This is a genomic window from Streptomyces sp. Tu 2975 (assembly GCF_009832925.1).
Taxonomy (GTDB): Bacteria; Actinomycetota; Actinomycetes; order Streptomycetales; family Streptomycetaceae; genus Streptomyces.
Genome location: NZ_CP047140.1, coordinates 1,346,399 through 1,367,160 on the forward strand (window position 1 = coordinate 1,346,399; position 20,762 = coordinate 1,367,160).

General features: G+C 70.5%; 13 protein-coding genes and 2 pseudogenes. 4 read left to right on the forward strand and 11 right to left on the reverse strand.

Annotated elements, in window-relative coordinates; translation table 11 throughout:
- Positions 1–101: 101 nt before the first annotated feature.
- The 11 genes and pseudogenes from GLX30_RS05870 to GLX30_RS05920 all read right to left on the reverse strand — a co-directional run bounded on the left by GLX30_RS05870 (position 102) and on the right by GLX30_RS05920 (position 14,855).
- Positions 102–3,797, reverse strand: a complete 3,696-nt coding sequence (locus GLX30_RS05870) for a ThuA domain-containing protein (protein WP_159684378.1) — start codon at positions 3,795–3,797, stop codon at positions 102–104.
- Between the two features lie 240 nt (positions 3,798–4,037).
- Complete coding sequence (locus tag GLX30_RS05875; protein WP_159684381.1) at positions 4,038–5,045, reverse strand: sugar phosphate isomerase/epimerase family protein; 1,008 nt, start codon at positions 5,043–5,045, stop codon at positions 4,038–4,040.
- 40 nt (positions 5,046–5,085) lie between these two features.
- Positions 5,086–6,300 (reverse strand): Gfo/Idh/MocA family oxidoreductase, encoded by a 1,215-nt coding sequence (locus tag GLX30_RS05880; RefSeq protein ID WP_159684383.1) that lies wholly within the window; start codon positions 6,298–6,300, stop codon positions 5,086–5,088.
- A 66-nt stretch (positions 6,301–6,366) separates the two neighbouring features.
- Complete coding sequence (locus GLX30_RS05885) at positions 6,367–7,413, reverse strand: substrate-binding domain-containing protein (protein ID WP_159684386.1); 1,047 nt, start codon at positions 7,411–7,413, stop codon at positions 6,367–6,369.
- 109 nt (positions 7,414–7,522) lie between these two features.
- Positions 7,523–8,557 carry an ABC transporter permease gene (locus GLX30_RS05890; RefSeq protein WP_159684389.1) on the reverse strand — a complete coding sequence of 345 codons (1,035 nt, stop codon included), beginning with the start codon at positions 8,555–8,557 and terminating at the stop codon, positions 7,523–7,525.
- A gap of 6 nt (positions 8,558–8,563) precedes the next feature.
- A complete protein-coding gene (locus GLX30_RS05895) occupies positions 8,564–10,078 on the reverse strand; it encodes a sugar ABC transporter ATP-binding protein (protein ID WP_159684392.1) in 1,515 nt (504 codons plus the stop codon).
- Positions 10,079–10,399: 321 nt separating this feature from the next.
- Entirely contained in the window at positions 10,400–11,581 is a 1,182-nt protein-coding gene (locus GLX30_RS05900; protein WP_159684395.1) for an ROK family transcriptional regulator, read from the reverse strand.
- Positions 11,582–11,884: 303 nt separating this feature from the next.
- Positions 11,885–12,463 (reverse strand): dihydrofolate reductase family protein, encoded by a 579-nt coding sequence (locus GLX30_RS05905; RefSeq protein ID WP_159684398.1) that lies wholly within the window; start codon positions 12,461–12,463, stop codon positions 11,885–11,887.
- A 122-nt stretch (positions 12,464–12,585) separates the two neighbouring features.
- Complete coding sequence (locus GLX30_RS05910; RefSeq protein ID WP_005309360.1) at positions 12,586–13,263, reverse strand: GntR family transcriptional regulator; 678 nt, start codon at positions 13,261–13,263, stop codon at positions 12,586–12,588.
- Positions 13,264–13,408: 145 nt separating this feature from the next.
- Positions 13,409–13,881, reverse strand: a pseudogene (locus tag GLX30_RS05915) (NUDIX domain-containing protein).
- A gap of 26 nt (positions 13,882–13,907) precedes the next feature.
- Positions 13,908–14,855 (reverse strand): beta-ketoacyl-ACP synthase III, encoded by a 948-nt coding sequence (locus tag GLX30_RS05920; protein ID WP_159684401.1) that lies wholly within the window; start codon positions 14,853–14,855, stop codon positions 13,908–13,910.
- Positions 14,856–15,103: 248 nt separating this feature from the next.
- Here GLX30_RS05920 and GLX30_RS05925 point away from each other — a divergent pair, with 248 nt between their 5' ends.
- The 4 genes and pseudogenes from GLX30_RS05925 (at position 15,104) to GLX30_RS05940 (ending at position 20,754) form a co-directional block, all read left to right on the forward strand.
- Positions 15,104–16,093, forward strand: coding sequence for a 2-dehydropantoate 2-reductase (locus GLX30_RS05925; RefSeq protein ID WP_159684404.1), 990 nt, complete (start codon positions 15,104–15,106; stop codon positions 16,091–16,093).
- Positions 16,090–18,014 (forward strand): annotated as a pseudogene (locus tag GLX30_RS05930) (molybdopterin-dependent oxidoreductase). The gene GLX30_RS05925 and the pseudogene GLX30_RS05930 overlap by 4 nt, the downstream one beginning before the upstream one ends.
- A complete protein-coding gene (locus GLX30_RS05935) occupies positions 18,005–19,900 on the forward strand; it encodes an NADH-ubiquinone oxidoreductase-F iron-sulfur binding region domain-containing protein (protein WP_159684407.1) in 1,896 nt (631 codons plus the stop codon). The pseudogene GLX30_RS05930 and the gene GLX30_RS05935 overlap by 10 nt, the downstream one beginning before the upstream one ends.
- On the forward strand, positions 19,897–20,754 hold the full coding sequence (locus GLX30_RS05940; protein WP_159684409.1) for a 2Fe-2S iron-sulfur cluster-binding protein: 858 nt from the start codon (positions 19,897–19,899) through the stop codon (positions 20,752–20,754). Before GLX30_RS05935 ends, GLX30_RS05940 begins: the two co-directional genes overlap by 4 nt.
- The last annotated feature ends 8 nt before the right edge of the window (positions 20,755–20,762 follow it).

Sequence of the window (20,762 nt, forward strand, 5' to 3'; positions counted from 1 at the left end):
CCTCCCTGCCAGTCGATGTTCCGATGTGGTGGAGGACGGCGGACGGGGGGTACGGCGCCTCCCCGCCCGCCGCCGGCAAATGGGCGGCCCTGGCCTGCGGCCTAGGAGGGCAGCTCCTTCAGCTGGATGTCCCGGAAGGACACCTGGTCGTCCGCCCCGTGGTTCTGGATGCCGATGTAGCCGTCATCGAGGCTCCGGACCGGGTCGGTGTTGGTGAAGTCGTTGATCTTCACTCCGTTGAGGAAGACCCGCAGACGCTCTCCCTCGACCCGGATCTCGTAGCTGTTCCACTGGCCGGGCGGCCGCAGTACCTGGTCGCGGGCCTTGGTGTTCGCGGACTTGAAGCCGTAGACGGCGCCGGTGGTGCGGTCGGCGGCGTCGGTGGCGTCGATCTGGATCTCGTAGCCGTTGTTCACCGCGGACCACGGGTCGTCGGAGGCGGGGAAGCCGACGAAGATTCCGGAGTTGTCGTCGCCGTCCATCTTCCAGTCGAGCTTCAGCGAGTACGAGCCGAGTTCCTTGGCCTGGTACCACAGCATGCCCATGCCGCCCTCGGTGCGCAGTTCGCCGTCGACGACGTCGAACCTGCCCGGCCCGGCCTGCTTCCAGCCTTCGAGGGTCTCGCCGTTGAAGATCTCCCGGTAGCCGGTGCGGGGCTTGCAGTCCGCCTTCACCTGGCCCGTGGCATAGCGCAGGCCGCCGAGCAGATGCTGCCGGAAGGCCGGCTCCGCGTAGGACTCCTTGGTGTGGCCGCCTCCGGTGTAGAAGGCGCGGCCCCCCTCGTAGGTCCGGCACCAGGCGATCGGGTGGTCGCCCTTCATCGTGCCGCCCTCGTAGGTGGTCTCGTCGAGGGTGGCGAGGACGCGGGCATGCTCACGCGGGTTGGTGCGGTAGTTGTACCACTCGTCGGTGCGCTCCCAGGGGCCGTCGACGTGCGAGGTGGCCGGGTGGTTGTGGTCCTCGACACGGACGGTGGCGGCCTGGATGTGCGGGTGGGACTGGAAGTGGGCGCCGACGAGGCCGCCGTAGAACTCCCAGTCGTACTCTGTGTCGGCCGCGGCGTGGACGCCCATGTAGCCGCCGCCGCCCGCGACGTAGTTCTCGAACGCCTTCTGCTGCTCGGCGTTGAGCACGTCACCGGTGGTGGAGAGGAACACGACGGCGTCGTAACGGGCGAGGTTGTTGGTGGTGAACTGGCCTGCCGCCTCCGTGGCGTCGACCGTGATGTTGCTGGTCCTCCCGAGCTCCTTCAGGGCCGCGACGCCGCTTTCGATGGAGTCGTGGCGGAAGCCGGCGGTCCTGGAGAAGACGAGGACACGCTTGGCGGTCCGGTCGACGGGGGTGTCGGAGAACTCGAAGTCGTCGACGTCGTAGAGCGCGCCGGCGCCGCCTTTGAAGACCAGGAACAGTTCGGTGGTCTTCTTGGTCACGCCCCGCAGGGGTACGTCGATGTCCTGGAAGGTTTCCCAGCTGCCGGTGACGGGGACGGGGGCCGAGCCGAGGATCGGGCCGTTCGCGGAGCCGGTGCGCACCTCGAGGAAGCCACCGGCGCCGCCGGAGGAGACCCGGGCGGTGAGTTTGGTCGATCCGGCGAGGTTGTACGTCTCGAAGGAGATCCAGTCGCCGTTGTCGATGTCGCCGACGGTCTTGCCGCCGTTGGCGGCCGCCTTGTCGTAGGTCCTGATCCCGGACTGGTTGTCGAAGTGCTCCGCCTGCCGGTGGCGGGGCTGCAACTGGGCCTGGTCGTGACCGGTCAGCGCGGCCTGGCCGCCGCCTCCGCCGTCGGTGTACTCGGCGTCGAGGACTCCGAAGATGTTGGCGTTGGGGTCGTGGCCACCGTCGGCGGAGGTCTTGATGGTGCCGGAGCAGCCGGTGGCCGAGGTGATGGGGTGACCGTGGCTGTCGTGGCCGAGGATGTAGTTCACCTTGACCTTGGCGCAGTCGACCGTGCCGTCCTCGGGATCCGTGACGGTCACCTTGAACGGGATCTCGTCACCGAAGCTGAACAGTGTTCCCTCTGCCGGGAGTTCGAGGGTCACCTTGGGCGCGGTGTTGCCCACCACTACGTGAACACTGGCGGAGCCGGTGCGGCCCGTGGGGTCCTTGGCGGTGACCGTCGCGGTGTAGGTGCCGTTCTTGGTGTAGCGGTGTACGGGGTCGGCCTCCGTGGAGGTGGTGCCGTCACCGAAGTCCCAGGCGTAGGTGAGGGTGTCGCCGTCCGCGTCCGTCGTGCCCGCGGAGGAGAAGGAGACACGCATCGGCGCCTGGCCCGACGTCCTGTTCGCGGAGGCCTCCGCGACAGGGGAGCGTCCGCCGGTGGCGTTCTCGATGCGGTACAGGCCGGCGTTCTCGTCGCCGCCGAACCATGCGGTGCCGTAGTCGAGGACGTACAGCGCGCCGTCGGGGCCGAAGGCCATGTCCATGATCTGGGTGCCGGTCCACGGGACGGGGTTGATCGAGCGGACCGAGCCGTCCTCGGCCGTGTCGATGCGCTTGATCCAGCGCCGGCCGAACTCGCCGGCGAAGAAGTCACCGTCGTACGCCTCGGGGAACTTCACCGGGGAGTCGAGCCCGGCGTCGTAGTGGTAGACCGGGCCGCCCATCGGGGACTCGGAGCCGCTGCCGAACTCGGGGACGGAGCCGCCGTCGTACGGGATCCAGGCCGGCTGGGCGGGCGGCAGGTCGACCAGGCCGGTGTTGTGCGGCGAGGTGTTCTTCAGGTTCGCGCAGTCGAACGTCGCACCGGAGGTCTTGGTGGCGAAGTCGTACTCGACGTACGGGTCGTTGTCGCCGGTGCAGAACGGCCAGCCGAAGTTGCCGGGGCCGGTGACGCGGGCGAACTCGACCTGGCCGGCGGGTCCGCGCTTCGGGTCGGCGGTGCCGGCGTCGGGCCCGTAGTCGCCGACGTAGAGGACGCCGGTCTTCTTGTCGACGCTGAAGCGGAACGGGTTGCGGAAGCCCATCGCGTAGATCTCGGGGCGGGTCTTGTCCGTGCCGGGGGCGAAGAGGTTGCCCTCGGGGACGGAGTAGGAGCCGTCGGCCTCGACCTTGATGCGCAGGATCTTGCCGCGGAGGTCGTTGGTGTTGCCGGAGGTGCGGCGGGCGTCGTACGCGGGGTTGCGGCCGGGCCGGTCGTCGATGGGCGTGTAGCCGTCGGAGGCGAAGGGGTTGGAGTCGTCGCCGGTCGACAGGTAGAGGTTGCCCTCGGCGTCGAAGTCGATGTCACCGCCGACGTGGCAGCAGATGCCGCGGGTCGCCGGGATGTCGATGATCTTCTTCTCGCTGGCGTTGTCCAGCGTGCCGTCCTCACGGAGCACGAACCGCGAGAGCCGGTTGACGCCGTCGAACTCGGCGAAGTCGGCCGCGGTGCCCTCGTTGGGTGCGTCGCCCGCGGGGGTGTCCATGGGCGGTGCGTAGTAGAGGTAAATGAAACGGTTCTGCGTGAAGTTCGGGTCCAGGCCGACGCCTTGGAGTCCTTCTTCGTCGTGCGAGTAGACGGGGAGGGTGCCGACGACGCGGGTGTTGCCGGCGGCGTCCGTCATGCGCAGCTCGCCGCTGCGGGAGGTGTGCAGCACACTGCGGTCGGGCAGGACGGCCAGCGACATGGGTTCGCCGGTCTCTTCACCGCCCTTGGCGAGTGTGACCTGCTGGAATTCCTCCGCGGCCGCTGCGACCGCCGTCTGGGGGTCGGCGGCGGACGCGGTGGTCGGCGCGGTGAGGGCGAGCGAGCCGGCGGCCAGAAGACCGCCGGTGAGGAGTGCGAGGGCCTTGCGGGCCCTGGGCCTTGTTCTGTGCACGAATGTCCTCCGGTAAGGCCGGTCGAACGGGGCGGTGTGCCGTGGAACCGGAGTGCGCCGTCACTCCCGAACCACCTATGTCGTGTACACGAGATGGGACCGTAGCCGGGTTGGTCCTGGACCGAAAGCCCTTGTGCAGCAAAGAAGTTGAACTTTTTCCCAGCACAGGACAAAGGCGTGTCCGGGCAGCCCTGACCGGCCCGGCGGCAGTCCTCGCCACCGGGCCGTATCTGGGCGTTCCTAGCTGTCGCCGCCCGAGAAGGCGGCGTCGAACGAGGCCGACGGCGGATCGAAGTCGAAGCGCTTCAGGTCGGCAAGCGCTTGCGGAGCGCCCATCAGGCGGTCCATGCCGGCGTCTTCCCACTCCACCGAGACGGGTCCCTCGTAGCCGATCGAACGCAGCATCCGGAACACGTCCTCCCAGGGAACGTCCCCGTGTCCGGCGGAGACGAAGTCCCAGCCGCGCCGCGGGTCGCCCCACGGAAGGTGCGAACCGAGCCGCCCGTTGCGCCCGTCCAGACGCTTACGGGCCTCTTTGCAGTCGACGTGGTAGATCCGCTCCCGGAAGTCGTACAGGAAGCCGACCGGGTCCAGGTCCTGCCAGACGAAGTGGCTCGGGTCGAAGTTGAGTCCGAAGGCCGGCCGGTGGCCGACCGCCTCCAGGGCGCGTTTCGTGGTCCAGTAGTCGTAGGCGATCTCGCTGGGGTGCACCTCGTGGGCGAAGCGGACGCCCTCGGCGTCGAAGACGTCGAGGATCGGGTTCCAGCGTTCGGCGAAGTCCTCGTAGCCGCGCTCGATCATCCGCTCGGGCACCGGCGGGAACATCGCGACGAGATGCCAGATCGACGAGCCGGTGAAACCGACGACGGTGTCGACCCCGAAGGCCGCGGCGGCCCGCGCCGTGTCCTTCAACTCCGCGGCGGCCCGCCGCCGTACGCCCTCCGGTTCCCCGTCGCCCCAGATCCGGGCGGGCAGGATGCCCTGATGGCGTTCGTCGATGGGGTTGTCGCAGACCGCCTGGCCGACCAGATGGTTGGACACGGCCCAGCACTTGAGGCCGTACTTCTCCAGCAGTGCGTGCCTGCCGTCGAGGTACGACGGGTCGGCCAGGGCCTTGTCGACTTCGAAGTGGTCACCCCAGCAGGCCAGTTCCAGACCGTCGTAGCCGAAGTCACGGGCGAGTGAACAGACCTCCTCGAGCGGCAGATCGGCCCACTGGCCGGTGAACAGTGTGAACGGGCGTGGCATGGCGCCTCCAAACCGGGTCCTGCCGGATCTGTGCCGGCCGTCAAGCCTGTACTGCCTCCACCGCCTGGACGGGGGTGTAGACGGAGTTCTTCTGTGCGCTCTCCTCCACCGCCGCCAGCACCCGCTGGACCTGGAGCCCGTCGGCGAACGAGGGGACCGGGTCTGTACCGGACGCGATCGCCTCGACCAGGTCGCGGGCCTGGTGCGCGAACGTGTGCTCGTAGCCGAGCGCGTGGCCCGGCGGCCACCAGGCCTCCAGGTACGGGTGCTCCGCCTCCGTGACGAGGATCCTGCGGAAGCCGGCCGTGGCGGCGGGCTCGTGGTGGTCGTGGAAGGAGAGCTCGTTGAGCCGCTCGAGGTCGAAGGCGAGCGAGCCCTGCTCGCCGTTGATCTCCAGCCGCAGGGCGTTCTTGCGGCCCGAGGCCATCCGGCTCGCCTCGAACGTGGCGAGCGCCCCGGACTCCAGCCTGCCGGTGAAGACGGCCGCGTCGTCGACCGTGACCGGCCCCCGCCGCGTGCCGCCCGACGCGGTGAGGCCGGCGGAGGCGCCCTGGAGCAGCGGGCGTTCCTTGACGAACGTCTCCAGCTGGGCGGAGACCCCCACCAGCGTCTCCCCCACCAGGTACTGCGCCAGGTCGACGATATGGGCGCCGAGGTCGCCGAGCGCCCCGGAGCCCGCGTGCTCGCGCTCGAGGCGCCAGGTCAGCGGGAAGTCCGGGTCCACCAGCCAGTCCTGGAGGTAGGTCACCCGCACATGCCGCAGCGTGCCGATCCTGCCCTCGGCGATCAGCCGGCGGGCGTAGGTGAGAGCGGGCACCCTGCGGTAGTTGAAGCCGACCATCGCCAGCTGGCCGTTGGCCCGTGCCCGGGCGGCCGCCGCGACCATGGCCTCCGCCTCGGCGACCGAGTTCGCCAGGGGCTTCTCGCACAGGACGTGCTTGCCCGCCTCCAGCGCCGCGATCGCGATCTCCGCATGGCTGTCGCCCGGTGTGCAGACGTCGACGAGTTGCACGTCGTCGCGGGCCACGAGGGCGCGCCAGTCGGTCTCCGCCGCGGCCCAGCCGTGTTTGCCGGCCGCGGCACGCACTGCGGCGGCGTCACGGCCGGCGATCGCGGCGAGGACCGGCCGCAGCGGCAGGTCGAAGACACGTCCCGCGGTGCGCCACCCCTGGGAGTGGGCGGCGCCCATGAACGCGTATCCGACCATGCCGACGCCGAGTGTCGGCGGAGCGGCCTCACTGTCCCTCTGTTGCATACGGAATCCTCCTCGTCGGAGTCGACGGCTCGTCGGTGTGCTCGGTGGGGGCGGGCGCGCCTCCGGTCAGTTGAAACCGGTGGGCAGGTACTCGTCGACGTTGTCCTTGGTGACGACGGCCGAGTAGAGGGTGAGGGAGGCCGGGATCTCCAGTTCGGCCATGCCGCTGATGCCCTTGCCCTGACCGAGTGCGCGGGCGAGGTCGATGGCGGACGCCGCCATCGTCGGCGGGTACAGGACGGTGGCCTTCAGCACGCTGTCGTCGGCCTTGATGGCGTCCATCGCGGACTTCGCGCCGGCGCCGCCGACCATCAGGAAGTCCTTGCGGCCCGCCTGCGCGATGGCGCGCAGCGCGCCCACGCCCTGGTCGTCGTCGTGGTTCCACAGGGCGTCGAACTGCGACTGCGCCTGAAGCAGTTGGGCCATCTTGGCCTGGCCGGACTCCACGGTGAAGTCGGCCGCCTGGCGGGCGACCTTCTTGATGTTCGGGTAGTTCTTCAGGGCGTCGTCGAAGCCCTGGGTTCGCTGCTTGGTGAGTTCCAGGTTGTCCAGCCCGGCCAGCTCGATGACCTTGGCGTTCGGCTTGTCCTTGAGCTGCTCGCCGATGTAGTTGCCGGCGTTGAGACCCATGCCGTAGTTGTCGCCGCCGATCCAGCAGCGGTATGCCTGCGGTGAGGCGAAGATGCGGTCCAGGTTGACGACCGGGATGCCCGCCTTCATGGCCTGGAGACCGACCTGGGTGAGCGCCTTGCCGTCGGCGGGCAGGATGACCAGGACGTCGACCTTCTTGTTGATGAGGGTCTGGACCTGCCCGATCTGGGCGGCCGTGTCGTTGGACCCCTCGGTGATCTCCAGGGTGACGTCGGAGTACCGCTCCGCGCGGGACTTGGCGTTCTGGTTGATGGCGTTCAGCCATCCGTGGTCGGCCTGCGGACCTGCGAAGCCGATGGTGACGGCCTTGCCGGGCTTGTCGTCGGCGACCGGCGCGTTGTCGGTGGCCGCCTCCTGCTTCTTGGGCTCGTTGCTGGTGCACGCGGTGAGCAGTGCGCCGGCGGAGATCGCGGCGGTGCCGAAGAGCAGTCCTCTGCGGCTGGTGGACGGGGTTTCTGGCATGGCGGGTCTACCCCTTCAACTGGGCGGTCTTGGCGGGTGCTGCGGACGGTACGGAGAGGGGGTGCGCGGCGGCGGTGTCAGGTCCTGTCGCCGCGCACGCTGCGGGAGGTCAGGCGTCTCCGCCGCGCAGGGTCCGGTGCTGGACCAGTACGGCGGCGACGATGATGGCGCCCTTGGCGATCTGCTGGACGGCGCTCTCGAGGTTGTTGAGGGCGAAGATGTTGGTGATCGTGGTGAAGACGAGGACACCGAGGACGGAGCCGACGATGGTGCCTCGGCCGCCGCTGAGCAGGGTGCCGCCGATGATCGCGGCGGCGATGGCGTCGAGTTCGTAGAGGTTGCCGTTGGTGTTCTGGCCGGAGCCGGCCAGCACGATCAGCATGAAGGCGGCGATGCCGCAGCACAGGCCGGACAGCAGGTAGAGATAGAGCCGCTGGCGGCGGACGTCGATACCGGCGAGCCTGGCGGCCTCCGCGTTGCCGCCGACGGCGACGGTGCGCCGGCCGAAGGTGGTGCGGTTGAGGACGAGCCACCCGATGACGGTCACCGCGGCGAAGACCAGGACCAGGGGCGGGATGCCGAGGATGTAGGCGTCCCTGATGCCGAGGTCCAGCACGGAGTCGACGGTGACGATCTGGGTCTTGCCGTCCGTGATCTGCAGGGCGAGACCGCGGGCGGAGGCGAGCATCGCGAGGGTGGCGATGAAGGGCACCATCCGGCCGTACGCGATGAGCAGGCCGTTCACCAGCCCGCAGCCGACGCCCACGATCACGGCGGTGAACAGGATGCCGGCGAAGCCGTACTCCTGGGTCGCCACCGTCGTCGCCCACACCGAGGCGAGCGCCACGATGGCGCCGACGGACAGGTCGATCCCTCCGCTGGTGATGACGAAGGTCATGCCGACGGTGACGACACCGATGACGGACGCCTGGGTGAGGACGAGCTGGAGATTGCTCGTCGCGAGGAACTCGTCCGGTTTGGTGATGCCGCCGACCGCCACGAGCACGGCGAGCACACCGAGCAGCGACAGATTGCGGACGTCGAGGCGCAGTCCGAGCGGACGGCGTGAACCCCCCTTGTCCGGTGCGGACTTGGCGGCAGGCATCGGCGCGTCCTGCTGCGCCGGGGTGGCCGGCTGCGTCATGCCGTCTCAGCTCCCTTCCATCACGAGGTCGAGTACGCGGTGCTCGTCGAGCTCCCGGGCGTCCGCCGTGTGCACGACGCTGCCTTCGCGGAGCACCAGCACCCGGTCGGCGAGGCCCAGGACTTCGGGCACTTCGCTGGATACGAGAAGTACGGCGAGGCCTTCGTCGGCCAGCCGGCGGATCACTGCGTAGAGCTCGGCGCGGGCGCCGACGTCGACGCCGCGGGTCGGCTCGTCCAGCAGCAGCACCTTGCAGCCGCGCAGCAGCCAGCGGGCGAGGACCGCCTTCTGCTGGTTGCCGCCGGAGAGGGTGCGGATGCGGGCGTCGGGGTTGTCGGGGCGCAACGACAGTTCCCTGGTGGCCTGTTGTGCTGCGGCCCGTTCGGCACGGTGGTCGAGCCAGCCCGAGCGGGAGAAACGGGAGAGGGTGGAGATGGAGACGTTGCGGGTGACCGACTCGAGCATGAGCAGGCCCTGCGCCTTGCGTTCCTCGGGGGCGAGCCCGATGCCGGCGCGGACGGCGGCACGGACGCTGCCGGGCCGCAGGACGGTGCCGTCGACGATGACACGGCCGGCGTCGGCCCTGCGCGCGCCGTAGACGGTCTCCAGGATCTCGCTGCGCCCGGAACCGACCAGCCCCGCCAGGCCGACGATCTCTCCGGGCCGCAGCTCCAGGTCGACGGGCGCGAACTCGCCGTGCCGGGTGAGTCCTTCGACCCTCAGCACGGGCTCCTTGCCCGCGGCCGCGCCGGCGTCGGGACGCTCGGGGAAGACGTACTCGACGTTGCGCCCGGTCATCAGGGCGACCACGTCACGGGTCGGGGTGGACTCGGCCGGCAGGCCGACCGCGACCGCCCTGCCGTCCTTGAGGACGGTGACCCGGTCACCGATCCGCCGGATCTCCTCCAGACGGTGGGAGATGTAGACGACGGCGACCCCGTCCGCCGTCAGGTCGCCCACGATGCGGAAGAGGTTGTCGACCTCGTCCGGGTCGAGCGCGGCGGACGGCTCGTCCATCACGATGAGCCGTACCTCGTGGGAGAGGGCACGGGCCATGGAGACGATCTGCTGCTGCGCCGCGGAGAGGTCACCGACGAGCCTCGAGGGGTCGATCTCCGGGTGGCCGAGCCGCTTGAGGAGACGGGCGGCCGCGGAGCGGGCGGTCCCGCCGCGCACGACGAATCCGGCTGTGGTGGGCTCGTGCCCGAGGAAGACGTTCTCCGCGACGGACAGTCCTTCCACCAGGTCGAGTTCCTGGTAGATGGTGGCGATGCCGAGACGCATGGCGGCGATGGGGGACTTGAGGGAGACGGCGTCGCCCCGCCAGGTGATCTCCCCGCCGTCGGGCTGGTGGGCCCCGGCGAGGACCTTGATCAGGGTGGACTTGCCGGCGCCGTTCTGGCCGAGGAGGCAGTGGACCTCACCGGCCTGGACCTCGAGGTCCACGCCGTCCAGGGCGCGGACGCCCGGGAACGACTTGGTGATGCCGGACATGGTGAGCAGGGGTGGTTCTGGTGCCATGACGAATCCCCTCGGCGGGTGCGGCCGGTGAGCGGGCAGGGCGGGACGGGGGTACGGAAGCGGTTACGGGCGGCTCTGGGGCACCCCTGGCGTCATGCGTGCCGGGGCGTACGGGTGGGAGCGGGCGTGGCCTGGATGCCACGCGACCAGTGCGGGGCGCCGTTCACGGCGCGGTGTACCGGGGTGGTGCGGGGGCGTGCGGGTGGTGCCGTCGTTCCGGAGCTACGGGTCGTGCGGGTCGTGCGGGTCGTGCGGGTCGTGCGGGTCGTGCCATTGGGTACTGCGACGGTGCTGTGGTGCGTGACGAGTCGTCCGGCCCTGTCAGGCCGGCGAGAACAGGTGGTCGCTGATGAGCCGGGCCGCGCCGATGACGCCGGCGGTCGGTCCCAACTCGCCCAGCACGATGGGCAGATTCCCGGTCGCGAGCGGCAGGGACTGCCGGTAGACCTGGGTCCGTACGCTCGCGAGCAGGGTGTGGCCGAGGCCGGTGACCCCGCCGCCGATCACGACGAGACCCGGGTTGAAGAAGCTGACGAGCCCGGCGATGACCTGGCCGAGGCGGTTCCCTCCCTCACGGATGAGGTCCAGTGCCGTGGCGTCACCGGCCGCGGCGGCCGCCGACACGTCCACGGCCGTGAGCTGCCCGGCCGCCTCCAGCCGGGCGGCGAGCTCCACCGACCGGCCCGCCCGTGCCGCGTCCTCGGCGTCGCGGGCGAGGGCGGCGCCGCTGAAGTGCGCCTCCAGACAGCCCCGGTTGCCGCAGGCGCAGGCGCGGCCCTCCGGTGTGACCTGGATGTGGCCGATGTCGCCGGCGCTGCCCGTCGTACCGCGGTAGACCTCACCGCCGACGACGATGCCGCAGCCGATACCCGTACCGATCTTGATGCACAGGAAGTCTCCGACGGAACGCGCGACACCGGCGTGCTGCTCGCCCATGGCCATCAGGTTCACGTCGTTGTCGACCATGACAGGGCAGCCGAGGTCCTGGCTGAGGGCTTCGCGTACGGGAAAGCCGTCCCATCCGGGCATGATCGGGGGCGCGACGGGCACGCCCTCGGGGTAGCGGACCGGGCCGGGAACCCCGATGCCCGCGCCGTCGAAGCCCTCAGCGAGACCGGAGGCCTTGAGCTTGGCCGCCATCGACAGCACCTGCTCGAAGACGGCGACCGGGCCCTCTCGGACGTCCATGGGGTGGTTGAGATGCCCCAGGACCTCCAACTCGGCGTTGGTGACGGCGACATCGATCGAGGTGGCGCCGATGTCCACACCGAGGAAGCGGAGCGCGGGCGCGAGCCTGATGTTGTGGGACCGGCGGCCGCCGCGGGAGGCGGCGAGCCCGTCGGCGACGACGAGTCCGGTCTCCAGCAGCCGGTCGACCTCGACGGCGAGCTTGGACCGGGACAGGTCGACCTGGTCCCCCAGCTGCGCGCGCGAGTTGGGCCCGCCGTCACGCAGCAGGCGGAGCAGTCGCGCCTGATGCGCGTTCGCGGGTCGAGCGGTCATCCGTCTCACGTGCCCCTCCCCTCCCCTGGCCTTCGGCTGGGGACCCGGTCGGCTGTTCCGTCGGGCTTTCGAGGGGAACGTAGCAGCGCTTTACCGAACTGGGAAGAACTTGAGCGCAGTTCCGGTCCAACTTTCTCCACACCCGGGACAAAGGGAGGCCGTCAGGTCGACACCGACCCCTTTCGTCCCTGTTCGCGCCGGGGTCCGGTGGACGGGCGCGCCGCGGGTTCAGACGGGCGGACGGAGGCGTGTGCACGGGGGCGGGCACCCGGCGGTGGTGGTGTGGAGGCGGGCGTACGGACGTCAGGCGTCCCGGACGAGTTCGTACGTGAGGTAGGCGAGGCCGTCACCGACGGTGCGGTTGTCGAGGAGGCGGACGGGCTTCTCCTCGCTGGTCGCGCCGAAGATCGGCTCGCCTGCGCCCAGGACGACCGGGTGGACCATCAGCCGCAGCTCGTCGACGAGATCGTGCTCCATCAGCGTGCGGGCGAGCTGACGGCTGCCGTAGACGACGATCTCCCCGCCGAGCTCCTGCTTCAGTTTCGACACCGCACCCACCACCTCACCCTTCAGGACCGACGAGTTGTTCCAGTCAGGGTCCTCGAGGGTCGAGGAGACGACGTACTTGGGCATGCTGTTCAGCCGGTCCGCCCACGCGCCGCTCCGGGAGGGCCACCGCGCCGCGAACCACTCGTAGCTCCGCCGCCCCAGCAGCAGGGCATCGGCGCGCAGCGCCTCGTCGAACTCGACCTCGGTCCACCTTCCGCGGTCCTCGTCCCCGATCCGGGCGAACCAGCCGCCGCGCTCGAAGCCCTCGTCACCGGTCGGGTCCTGGACGACCCCGTCGAGCGAGACGTTCTCGCTGATCACGATTCTTCCCATGACGGCTCTCCTTCGTCGGCGCAGTCAGTGCTACCACCGATACGGAGACCTCGGCACGGCGACATGCGGCAGCGCGCCCTGACCTCCCGCGTGAACCGTGCGCCCGACCGACCAGGCGCCGGTCAGGACTGCTCGTGCTGGTGGTAGGTCTTGCGGGTGTGCTCCGTGTGCGCCCGCATGACCTCCGTGGCCCGCTTCTCGTCACGGGCGGAGATGGCCGCGATCAGTTCGCGGTGCTCGATCCACGACTGGCGTCCCCGCTGCCGGGCGACCGGGGTGTAGTACCAGCGGACACGGCGGTCGACCTGCCCCGCGAGCTCCGCCAGGACCAGGTTGCCGGCGAGCTCCATCACCTTGGCGTGGAAGGCGGCGTTCGTGGCGACCGCCAGGTCGACGTCGTCGTCCGCGACGGCCTGCTCCCCCTGGGCGCACAGCTCCTCGAGTGCCTCGATGCCCGCCGTGCCCGAGTTCGCGGCCGCGAGCCTGGCGGCCTCCGCCTCCAGCAACGTGCGCACGGACAGGAGTTGGTCCGCCTCCGACTCGGTCGGCTCGTGGACGAACGCGCCCTGGGCAGGGCGAAGGTCGACCCAACCCTCTGTGTTGAGCCGTTGCAGCGCCTCGCGTACGGGCTGCCGGGAGACGCCGAGATGACCGGCGAGCTCGCTCTCGACCAGGTGCTGGCCGGGCCGCAGCGCACGGGTGGTGATCAGTTCCAGCAGCGCCTCGTACACGCGCTCACGCAGTGGGCCGGGCCGTTCCAGTTTGGGCACGGTTCCCTGCGGCAGTCCTGCGGACAGCATCGGCGGTCCCCTTCCGGGCGATGGGGCGGACGAGCAACGGACGACAACAGCGATCTAGGAATTGGCTATCGTCTACAGTCTACCGAGCGCAATCGTGACCGACACCGAGATGCCGGTCACGTCGACGGCTCCCGAACCGGTCACGTCAACTGTCCCGCCCGACAAGCGGCATCAGCCGCTCCAGGAAGATCCGCTGGCCGCTGACCAGCTTCTGCCGCGCCTCGTCCAGCCCGTGCCACTCGGCCCGGTCGATCTCCGGGAACTCGCTGAACCGGCCCGAGCCCCTCGGCCACTCCATGGTGAAGGTCCCCGGCACGACGAGGGACGTGTCGAGATCGCCCTCCAGCGCCCAGGCCGTCACCAGCTTGCCGCTCGACTGGCGCGCCTCACCGAGCGGATGCCACTCCCCGTCCGGCGCCTGGAGCCCGAGCTCCTCCTCGAACTCCCGCCGCGCGGCGGCCATCGGCTCCTCGTCGGGGTGTACTCGCCCTTCGGGATCGACCATGCCGCCTCGTCGCGCGTCTCCCAGAACGGGCCGCCCATGTGCCCGATGAGGACCTCGACACCGGCTTCCCGCCGCCGCCACAGCAGCAGCCCGGCGCTCCGCTTGTTCACCATGCCGTTCAGTGTGCCGCCCGGCGTCGTCAGGGGCAGCGGACGACCTGGCCCGCGTACGAGAGATTGCCGCCGAAACCGAAGAGCAGCACCGGGTCGCCCGACCGGATGTCACCCCGCTCGACCAGCTTGGACAGCGCCATCGGGATCGACCCGGCCGAGGTGTTGCCGGAGTCGACGACATCGCGGGCGACGACGGCGTTGACGGCGCCGATCTTCTGCGCGAGCGGCTCGATGATCCGCAGATTGGCCTGGTGCAGGACCACCGCCGCGAGGTCCTCGGGCGCGACCCCCGCACGTTCGCAGACCTTGCGGGCGATCGGCGGCAGCTGCGTGGTGGCCCAGCGGTAGACGGCCTGACCCTCCTGCGCGAAGCGCGGCGGGGTGCCCTCGATCCGCACGGCGTGCCCCATTTCGGGGACCGAACCCCACAGCACCGGGCCGATGCCCGGCTCCTGCCCTTCGGAGACGCTCTCCACCACCGCCGCGCCGGCGCCGTCACCGACGAGGACGCAGGTCGAGCGGTCCGTCCAGTCCACGATGTCGGCCATCTTGTCCGCCCCGATGACCAGCGCCCGGGAGGCCGCCCCGGCCCGCAGGGTGTGGTCGGCGGTGGCGAGCGCGTGGGTGAAGCCGGCGCAGACGACATTGAGGTCCATCACCGCGGGCGAGCCCATGCCCAGCCGTGCCGCCACCCGCGCCGCCGTGTTGGGCGAGCGGTCGACGGCGGTCGACGTCGCCACCAGCACCAGATCGATGTCGGCGGCCGTCAGGCCGGCGGCGGCCAGCGCCTTGGCCGCGGCGTGCGCGGCGAGCTCGTCGACCGGCTCGTCGGGCCCCGCGACATGGCGGGTCCGGATGCCGACACGGCTGCGGATCCACTCGTCACTGGTGTCGACCATGGCCGCCAGGTCGTCGTTGGTGAGCACCTTGGAGGGCTGGTAGTGCCCGAGCGCGACGACACGTGAGCCGGTCATGGATGGCGTTCCCCTCGATCTGTAAGGCAGAAAGGCCCAGTCTTGGCTGCTACCGGCCGGTACGACGGCATGTGATCCCACAGCTTCCCGCCCCGGACTTTGGAGCTTCCGGAAGGGTGCGGGGCACCGAAGGGGCTCGGCATGACAGGACCCTTGACCCCCGGAAAGGCATACTGTAGACAATATTCTGTCGACTCACCCTCATCACCTTCCTCCCTCGCTCGGTCGTCAACCGAACGGAGAGCCCCGTGAAAGTCGCAGTTGTCGGCGCCGGAGCCATCGGCGCGTATGTCGGGGCCGCGCTCCACCGCGCCGGCGCCGAGGTCCATCTCATCGCCCGCGGTGCCCATCTCGCGGCCATGCGCCGCGACGGTGTCCGGGTACTCAGTCCCCGCGGTGACTTCACCGCTCGTCCCGCCGCCACCGACGACCCGTCGTCCGTCGGCCCCGTCGACCATGTCTTCCTCGGTCTCAAGGCCAACTCGTACGCCGCCTCGGGCCCGTTGGTGCACCCGCTGCTGCACGAGCGCACCTCCGTCATCGCCGCCCAGAACGGCATCCCGTGGTGGTACTTCCACGGCCTGCCCGGGCCCTACGCCGGCCGCCGCATCGAGAGCGTCGACCCGGGCGGCACCGTCAGCGCGACCCTGCCGCCGGAACGCGCCATCGGCTGCGTCGTCTACGCCGCCACGGAACTCGAGGCGCCCGGGGTCGTACGGCACCTGGAAGGCACCCGGTTCTCCATCGGCGAGCCGGACCGGACCGTGTCACCGCGCTGCGTCGAGTTCAGCGACGCCATGATCGCCGGCGGGCTCAGATGCCCGGTCGAACCGGATCTGCGCAACGACATCTGGATCAAGCTGCTCGGCAACATCTCCTTCAACCCGATCAGCGCGCTGTCCCGGGCCACGATGGCGCAGATCTGCCGCCACCGGGACACGAAGGCGCTGGTCGAGACGATGATGCACGAGACGCTCGAGGTCGCGGCCGCCGTCGGCTGCCGCCCGGAGATCTCCGTCGAGCGGCGTCTCGCCGGCGCGGAGCGCGTGGGCGACCACAAGACGTCCACCCTCCAGGACCTGGAGAAGGGCAAGCCGCTCGAGCTGGACGTGCTGCTCGCCGCCGTCGTCGAACTGGCCGCGCTGACGAAGACCCCTGTACCGAAGCTGTGCGCCGTGCACGCACTCGCCGACCTCCTCGCATCGACCTCGATCCCCTCCACAGGGAGCGCAGCATGAAGAAGAAGCCGCAGAAGCGGTACCCGAGGCTCACCCATCCCCTGGTCCGCGGCGACGACGGACAGTTGCGCAGGGCGAGCTGGGACGAGGCGCTGGAGCGGGCCGCGGCCGGCTTCCGGCGGACCCGCGAGGCGCACGGTCCCGATGCCTTCGCGATGCTCTCCTGCGCCCGCGCCACCAACGAGATGAACTACGTGGCGCAGAAGTTCACCCGAGTCGTGATGGGCACCAACAACGTCGACTCGTGCAACCGCACCTGTCACGCACCCAGCGTGGCGGGTCTGTCCGCGGTCTTCGGCTCCGGCGGCGGCACCTCCTCCTACGAGGAGGTCGACCACACCGACCTGATCGTCATGTGGGGCTCCAACGCCCGCTTCGCGCACCCGATCTTCTTCCAGCACGTCCTGAAGGGAATACGCAACGGCGCGAAGATGTACGCCGTCGACCCGCGCCGCACCTCGACCGCCGAGTGGGCGGAGAGCTGGCTCGGCCTCAACGTCGGCACCGACATCCCGCTCGCCCACGCCGTCGGACGCGAGATCATCCACGCCGGCCTGGTCAACCGGGCCTTCGTGGAGCGCGCGACGACCCGCTTCGAGGAGTACGCGGAGCTCGTCGAGCCGTGGACGCTGAGCGCCGCCGAGAAGGTGACGGGCGTGCCGGCCGCGGCGATCCGGGAACTGGCGCACGCCTACGCCACCGCCGAACGCGCCCAGCTCTGCTGGACCCTCGGCATCACCGAGCACCACAACGGCACCGACAACGTCCGGGCGCTGATCAATCTCGCCCTGCTCACCGGCCACGTCGGCCGGTACGGCGCCGGCGTGCAGCCGCTGCGCGGCCAGAACAACGTGCAGGGCGGCGGCGACATGGGGGCGATCCCCAACCGGCTGCCCGGCTTCCAGGACATCCTCCACCCCGGAACGCGGGAGAAGTTCGAACGTGCCTGGGGCGCGGCCATCCAGCCCCGCTACGGCAAGACGCTGACCGAGATGTTCGAAGCGATGGAGAGCGGTGAGCTGCGTGCCGTGTACTGCATCGGCGAGAACCCGGCCCAGTCGGAGGCGGACAGCGGGCAGGCCGTGCGGCGGCTCGAGACGCTCGACCACCTGGTGGTGCAGGACATCTTCCTGACGAGGACCGCCGAGCTGGCGGACGTGGTACTGCCCGCGACGGCGGGCTGGGCGGAGACGGACGGCACCACCACCAACAGCGAACGCCGGGTGCAGCGGGTGCGGGCCGCGCTCGTGCCGCCGGGCGAGGCCCGCGAGGACATCGCCATCATCTGCGACGTCGCGGAACGGCTCGGCCACGACTGGAAGTTCGACGACGCGGAGGCCGTCTGGAACGAGTTGCGCTCGCTCTCCCCCGACCACTACGGCATGACCTACGAGAGGCTGGAGGAGCACCAGGGCCTCCAGTGGCCGTGCCCCGACGTCTCCGAGCTGCCGTCGAGCTTCCTGCACGGCAGGCTCTGGGAGAAGGACCCCGCCGAACGCGGGACGCCGGCCGAGTTCGGGCTCGTGCGGCACGACCCGCCGGTCGACCTCACCGACGAGTCGTACCCGTTGCGGCTGACGACCGGGCGACGGCTCGACTCGTACAACACCGGTGTGCAGAGCGGCAGTTTCGCCTCGCCGCTGCGGCGCGGCGAGTACATCGAGCTGTGCCCGAGGACGCGGAGGCCTACGGCGTCCGGGTCGGCGAGGAGGTCCGTGTCACCTCGCGTCGCGGCTCGGTGACCGCCCCGGTGTGGGTGGATCCCGGGCTGCGGCCGGGGCTCGCCTTCATGACGATGCACTTCCCCGACGAGGTCGACACCAACTCCCTGACGATCGAGGCGAACTGCCCGATCGCCGGCACCGCGGAATTCAAGGCCTCGGCAGTCCGGATCGAGAAGCTGGTGCCCGCATGGACCTGAAGTTCACCGGAACCGTGAAGGCGACGGACCAGGAACGGGACGCGGTCGACTCGCTGCTCGGCGCTCCGGAGACCGGTTGGGAGGGGGGCTCGGACCGCTCGTCCGACGAGCTGCGCTGGGCGCGCGGCGGCGCGGCGGCCAGGGACCGCCGCGACCTGCTGCTCCCCGCGCTGCACGCGGTCAACGACCGGGTGGGATGGCTGAGCGAAGGCGCACTCGACTACATCTGCCGGCGTCTGACGGTGCCGCCGGCGGAGGCGTACGGGGTGGCGACGTTCTACTCCATGTTCTCGGTGCGGCCACGACCGGCGAAGGTGCTGCACGTGTGCACGGACCTGGCGTGCGCGGCGCGCGGCGGCTCCGTGTCGGCGGCGGAAGCCCTCGGCCCGGACGTCTCCGTCCGGCCGAGCCCATGCCTGGGCCTGTGCGAACGCGCCCCCGCGGCCCTGCTGATCCGCGCGGGGGCCCGCCCCTCTCCGGCACGGGGCCAGGCCCCGGCCCCCGGCTCGCCGCTGCGGGGCGGTACTCCTGGCTCCGCCCCCGAGCCCCGGGTCGGGGAGGGGCGGGGTGGGGAAGTACCCGCCTACGCCACCGCCGTCATCGCTCCCGCCACCCCCACCGCCCTCGCCACCGCCACCGCCGCCCCGGACCTCGCCCCCGCGGAGCCCTCGGCCGGCGCCGCCGTCCCCCAGGCAGGGGACCCGGCGCTGATCCTGCTCGCACGCGTCGGCGTCGTCGACCCGGCCTCCCTCGACGACTACCGCGCCCACGGCGGCTACGCCGCCCTCCGCCGCGCCTTCGCCCTCGGCCCCGCCGGTGTCGTCCGGGAGGTCACCGACGCGGGACTCCTCGGACGCGGCGGGGCCGCGTTCCCCACCGGACGGAAGTGGCAGGCGACCGCGTCGCAGGCCGACCATCCTCACTACCTGGTCTGCAACGCGGACGAGAGCGAGCCCGGCACCTTCAAGGACCGGGTGCTGATGGAGGGCGATCCGTACGCCCTGATCGAGGCGATGACGATCGCGGGCTACGCGATCGGCGCCCACAAAGGCTTCCTGTACCTGCGCGGCGAGTACCCCCGCGCGCTCACCCTCCTGGAGAACGCCATCGCCTCCGCCCGCGCCCGCGGGCTCCTCGGCGAAGACGTCCTCGGCCAGGGCTACGCCTTCGACATCGAGATCCGGCGCGGCGCGGGCGCCTACATCTGCGGCGAGGAGACCGCGATCTTCAACTCCGTCGAGGGGTACCGCGGTGAGCCCCGCACCAAGCCGCCGTTCCCGGTGGAGAAGGGCCTGTTCGGCAAGCCGACGGCCGTGAACAACGTCGAGACGCTCGTCAACGTCCTGCCGATCCTCACCGGCCGCACGGAGGAGACCAAGCTGTTCTGCCTGTCCGGCAACGTCGCCCGTCCCGGCATCTACGAGCTGCCCTTCGGTGTCACCCTGCGTGAACTGATCGAGCTCGCCGGGCCGCCGGACACGATGCGCGCGGTCCTGCTCGGCGGGGCCGCGGGCAGCTTCGTGCGCCCCGACGAGCTGGACATCCCGCTCACCTTCGAGGGCACCCGCGCCGCCGGTACGACGCTGGGGTCCGGTGTGGTGCTCGTCCTCGACGACACCGTCGAACTGCCGCACGTCCTGCTGCGCATCGCGGAGTTCTTCCGCGACGAGTCCTGCGGCCAGTGCGTCCCCTGCCGGGTGGGCACGGTCCGCCAGGAGGAGGCACTGCACCGCATCAAGGACCGTACGGGCGCCGACGCGGCCGGTGACATCGCCCTGCTGCGCGAGGTCGGCCGAGCCATGCGGGACGCCTCGATCTGCGGCCTCGGGCAGACCGCCTGGAACGCCGTCGAATCCGCCATCGACCGGCTGGGAGCCTACGAATGACCGCCATCCCCCTGCACATGCCGCGCCGGCTGGTCGACTTCACCCTCGATGGCCAGGAGGTCAGGGTTCCCGAGGGCGACACGATCCTCGACGCGTGCCGTGCCGCGGGCAAGGACATACCGACGCTCTGCCAGGGCGACACGCTGACCCCCAAGAACGCCTGCCGGGTGTGCGTCGTGGAGGTCGAGGGCGCACGGACCCTCGCGCCCGCGTGTTCCCGCCGCGCCGAGCCCGGCATGACGGTGCTGACCGACACGGAGCGCGCCCGGCACAGCCGGAAGGTCGTGCTGGAGCTGCTGGCCTCGTCCACGGATCTGTCCACGACGCCCCGCGCCGCCGAGTGGATCAAGGAGTACGAGGCCAAGCCGGACCGCTTCGGCCCGGAAGCGGCCCGGATGAACGAGGAACCGAAGATCGACAACGACCTCTACGTCCGCGACTACGACAAGTGCATCCTCTGCTACAAGTGCGTCGACGCCTGCGGCGAGCAGTGGCAGAACACGTTCGCCATCGCCGTCGCGGGGCGCGGCTTCGACGCCCGTATCTCCACGGAGCACGACGCGCCGCTGACCGACTCCGCGTGCGTGTACTGCGGCAACTGCATCGAGGTGTGCCCGACGGGGGCGCTCTCCTTCAAGTCGGAGTTCGACATGCGGGCGGCCGGGACCTGGGACGAGTCGGCCCAGACCGAGACGACCACCGTGTGCGCGTACTGCGGCGTCGGCTGCAACCTCACCCTGCATGTGCAGGAGAATGAGATCGTCAAGGTCACCTCGCCGCACGACAACCCGGTGACCCACGGCAACCTCTGCATCAAGGGCCGTTTCGGCTATCAACACGTACAGCAGCGCTGATCGAACGA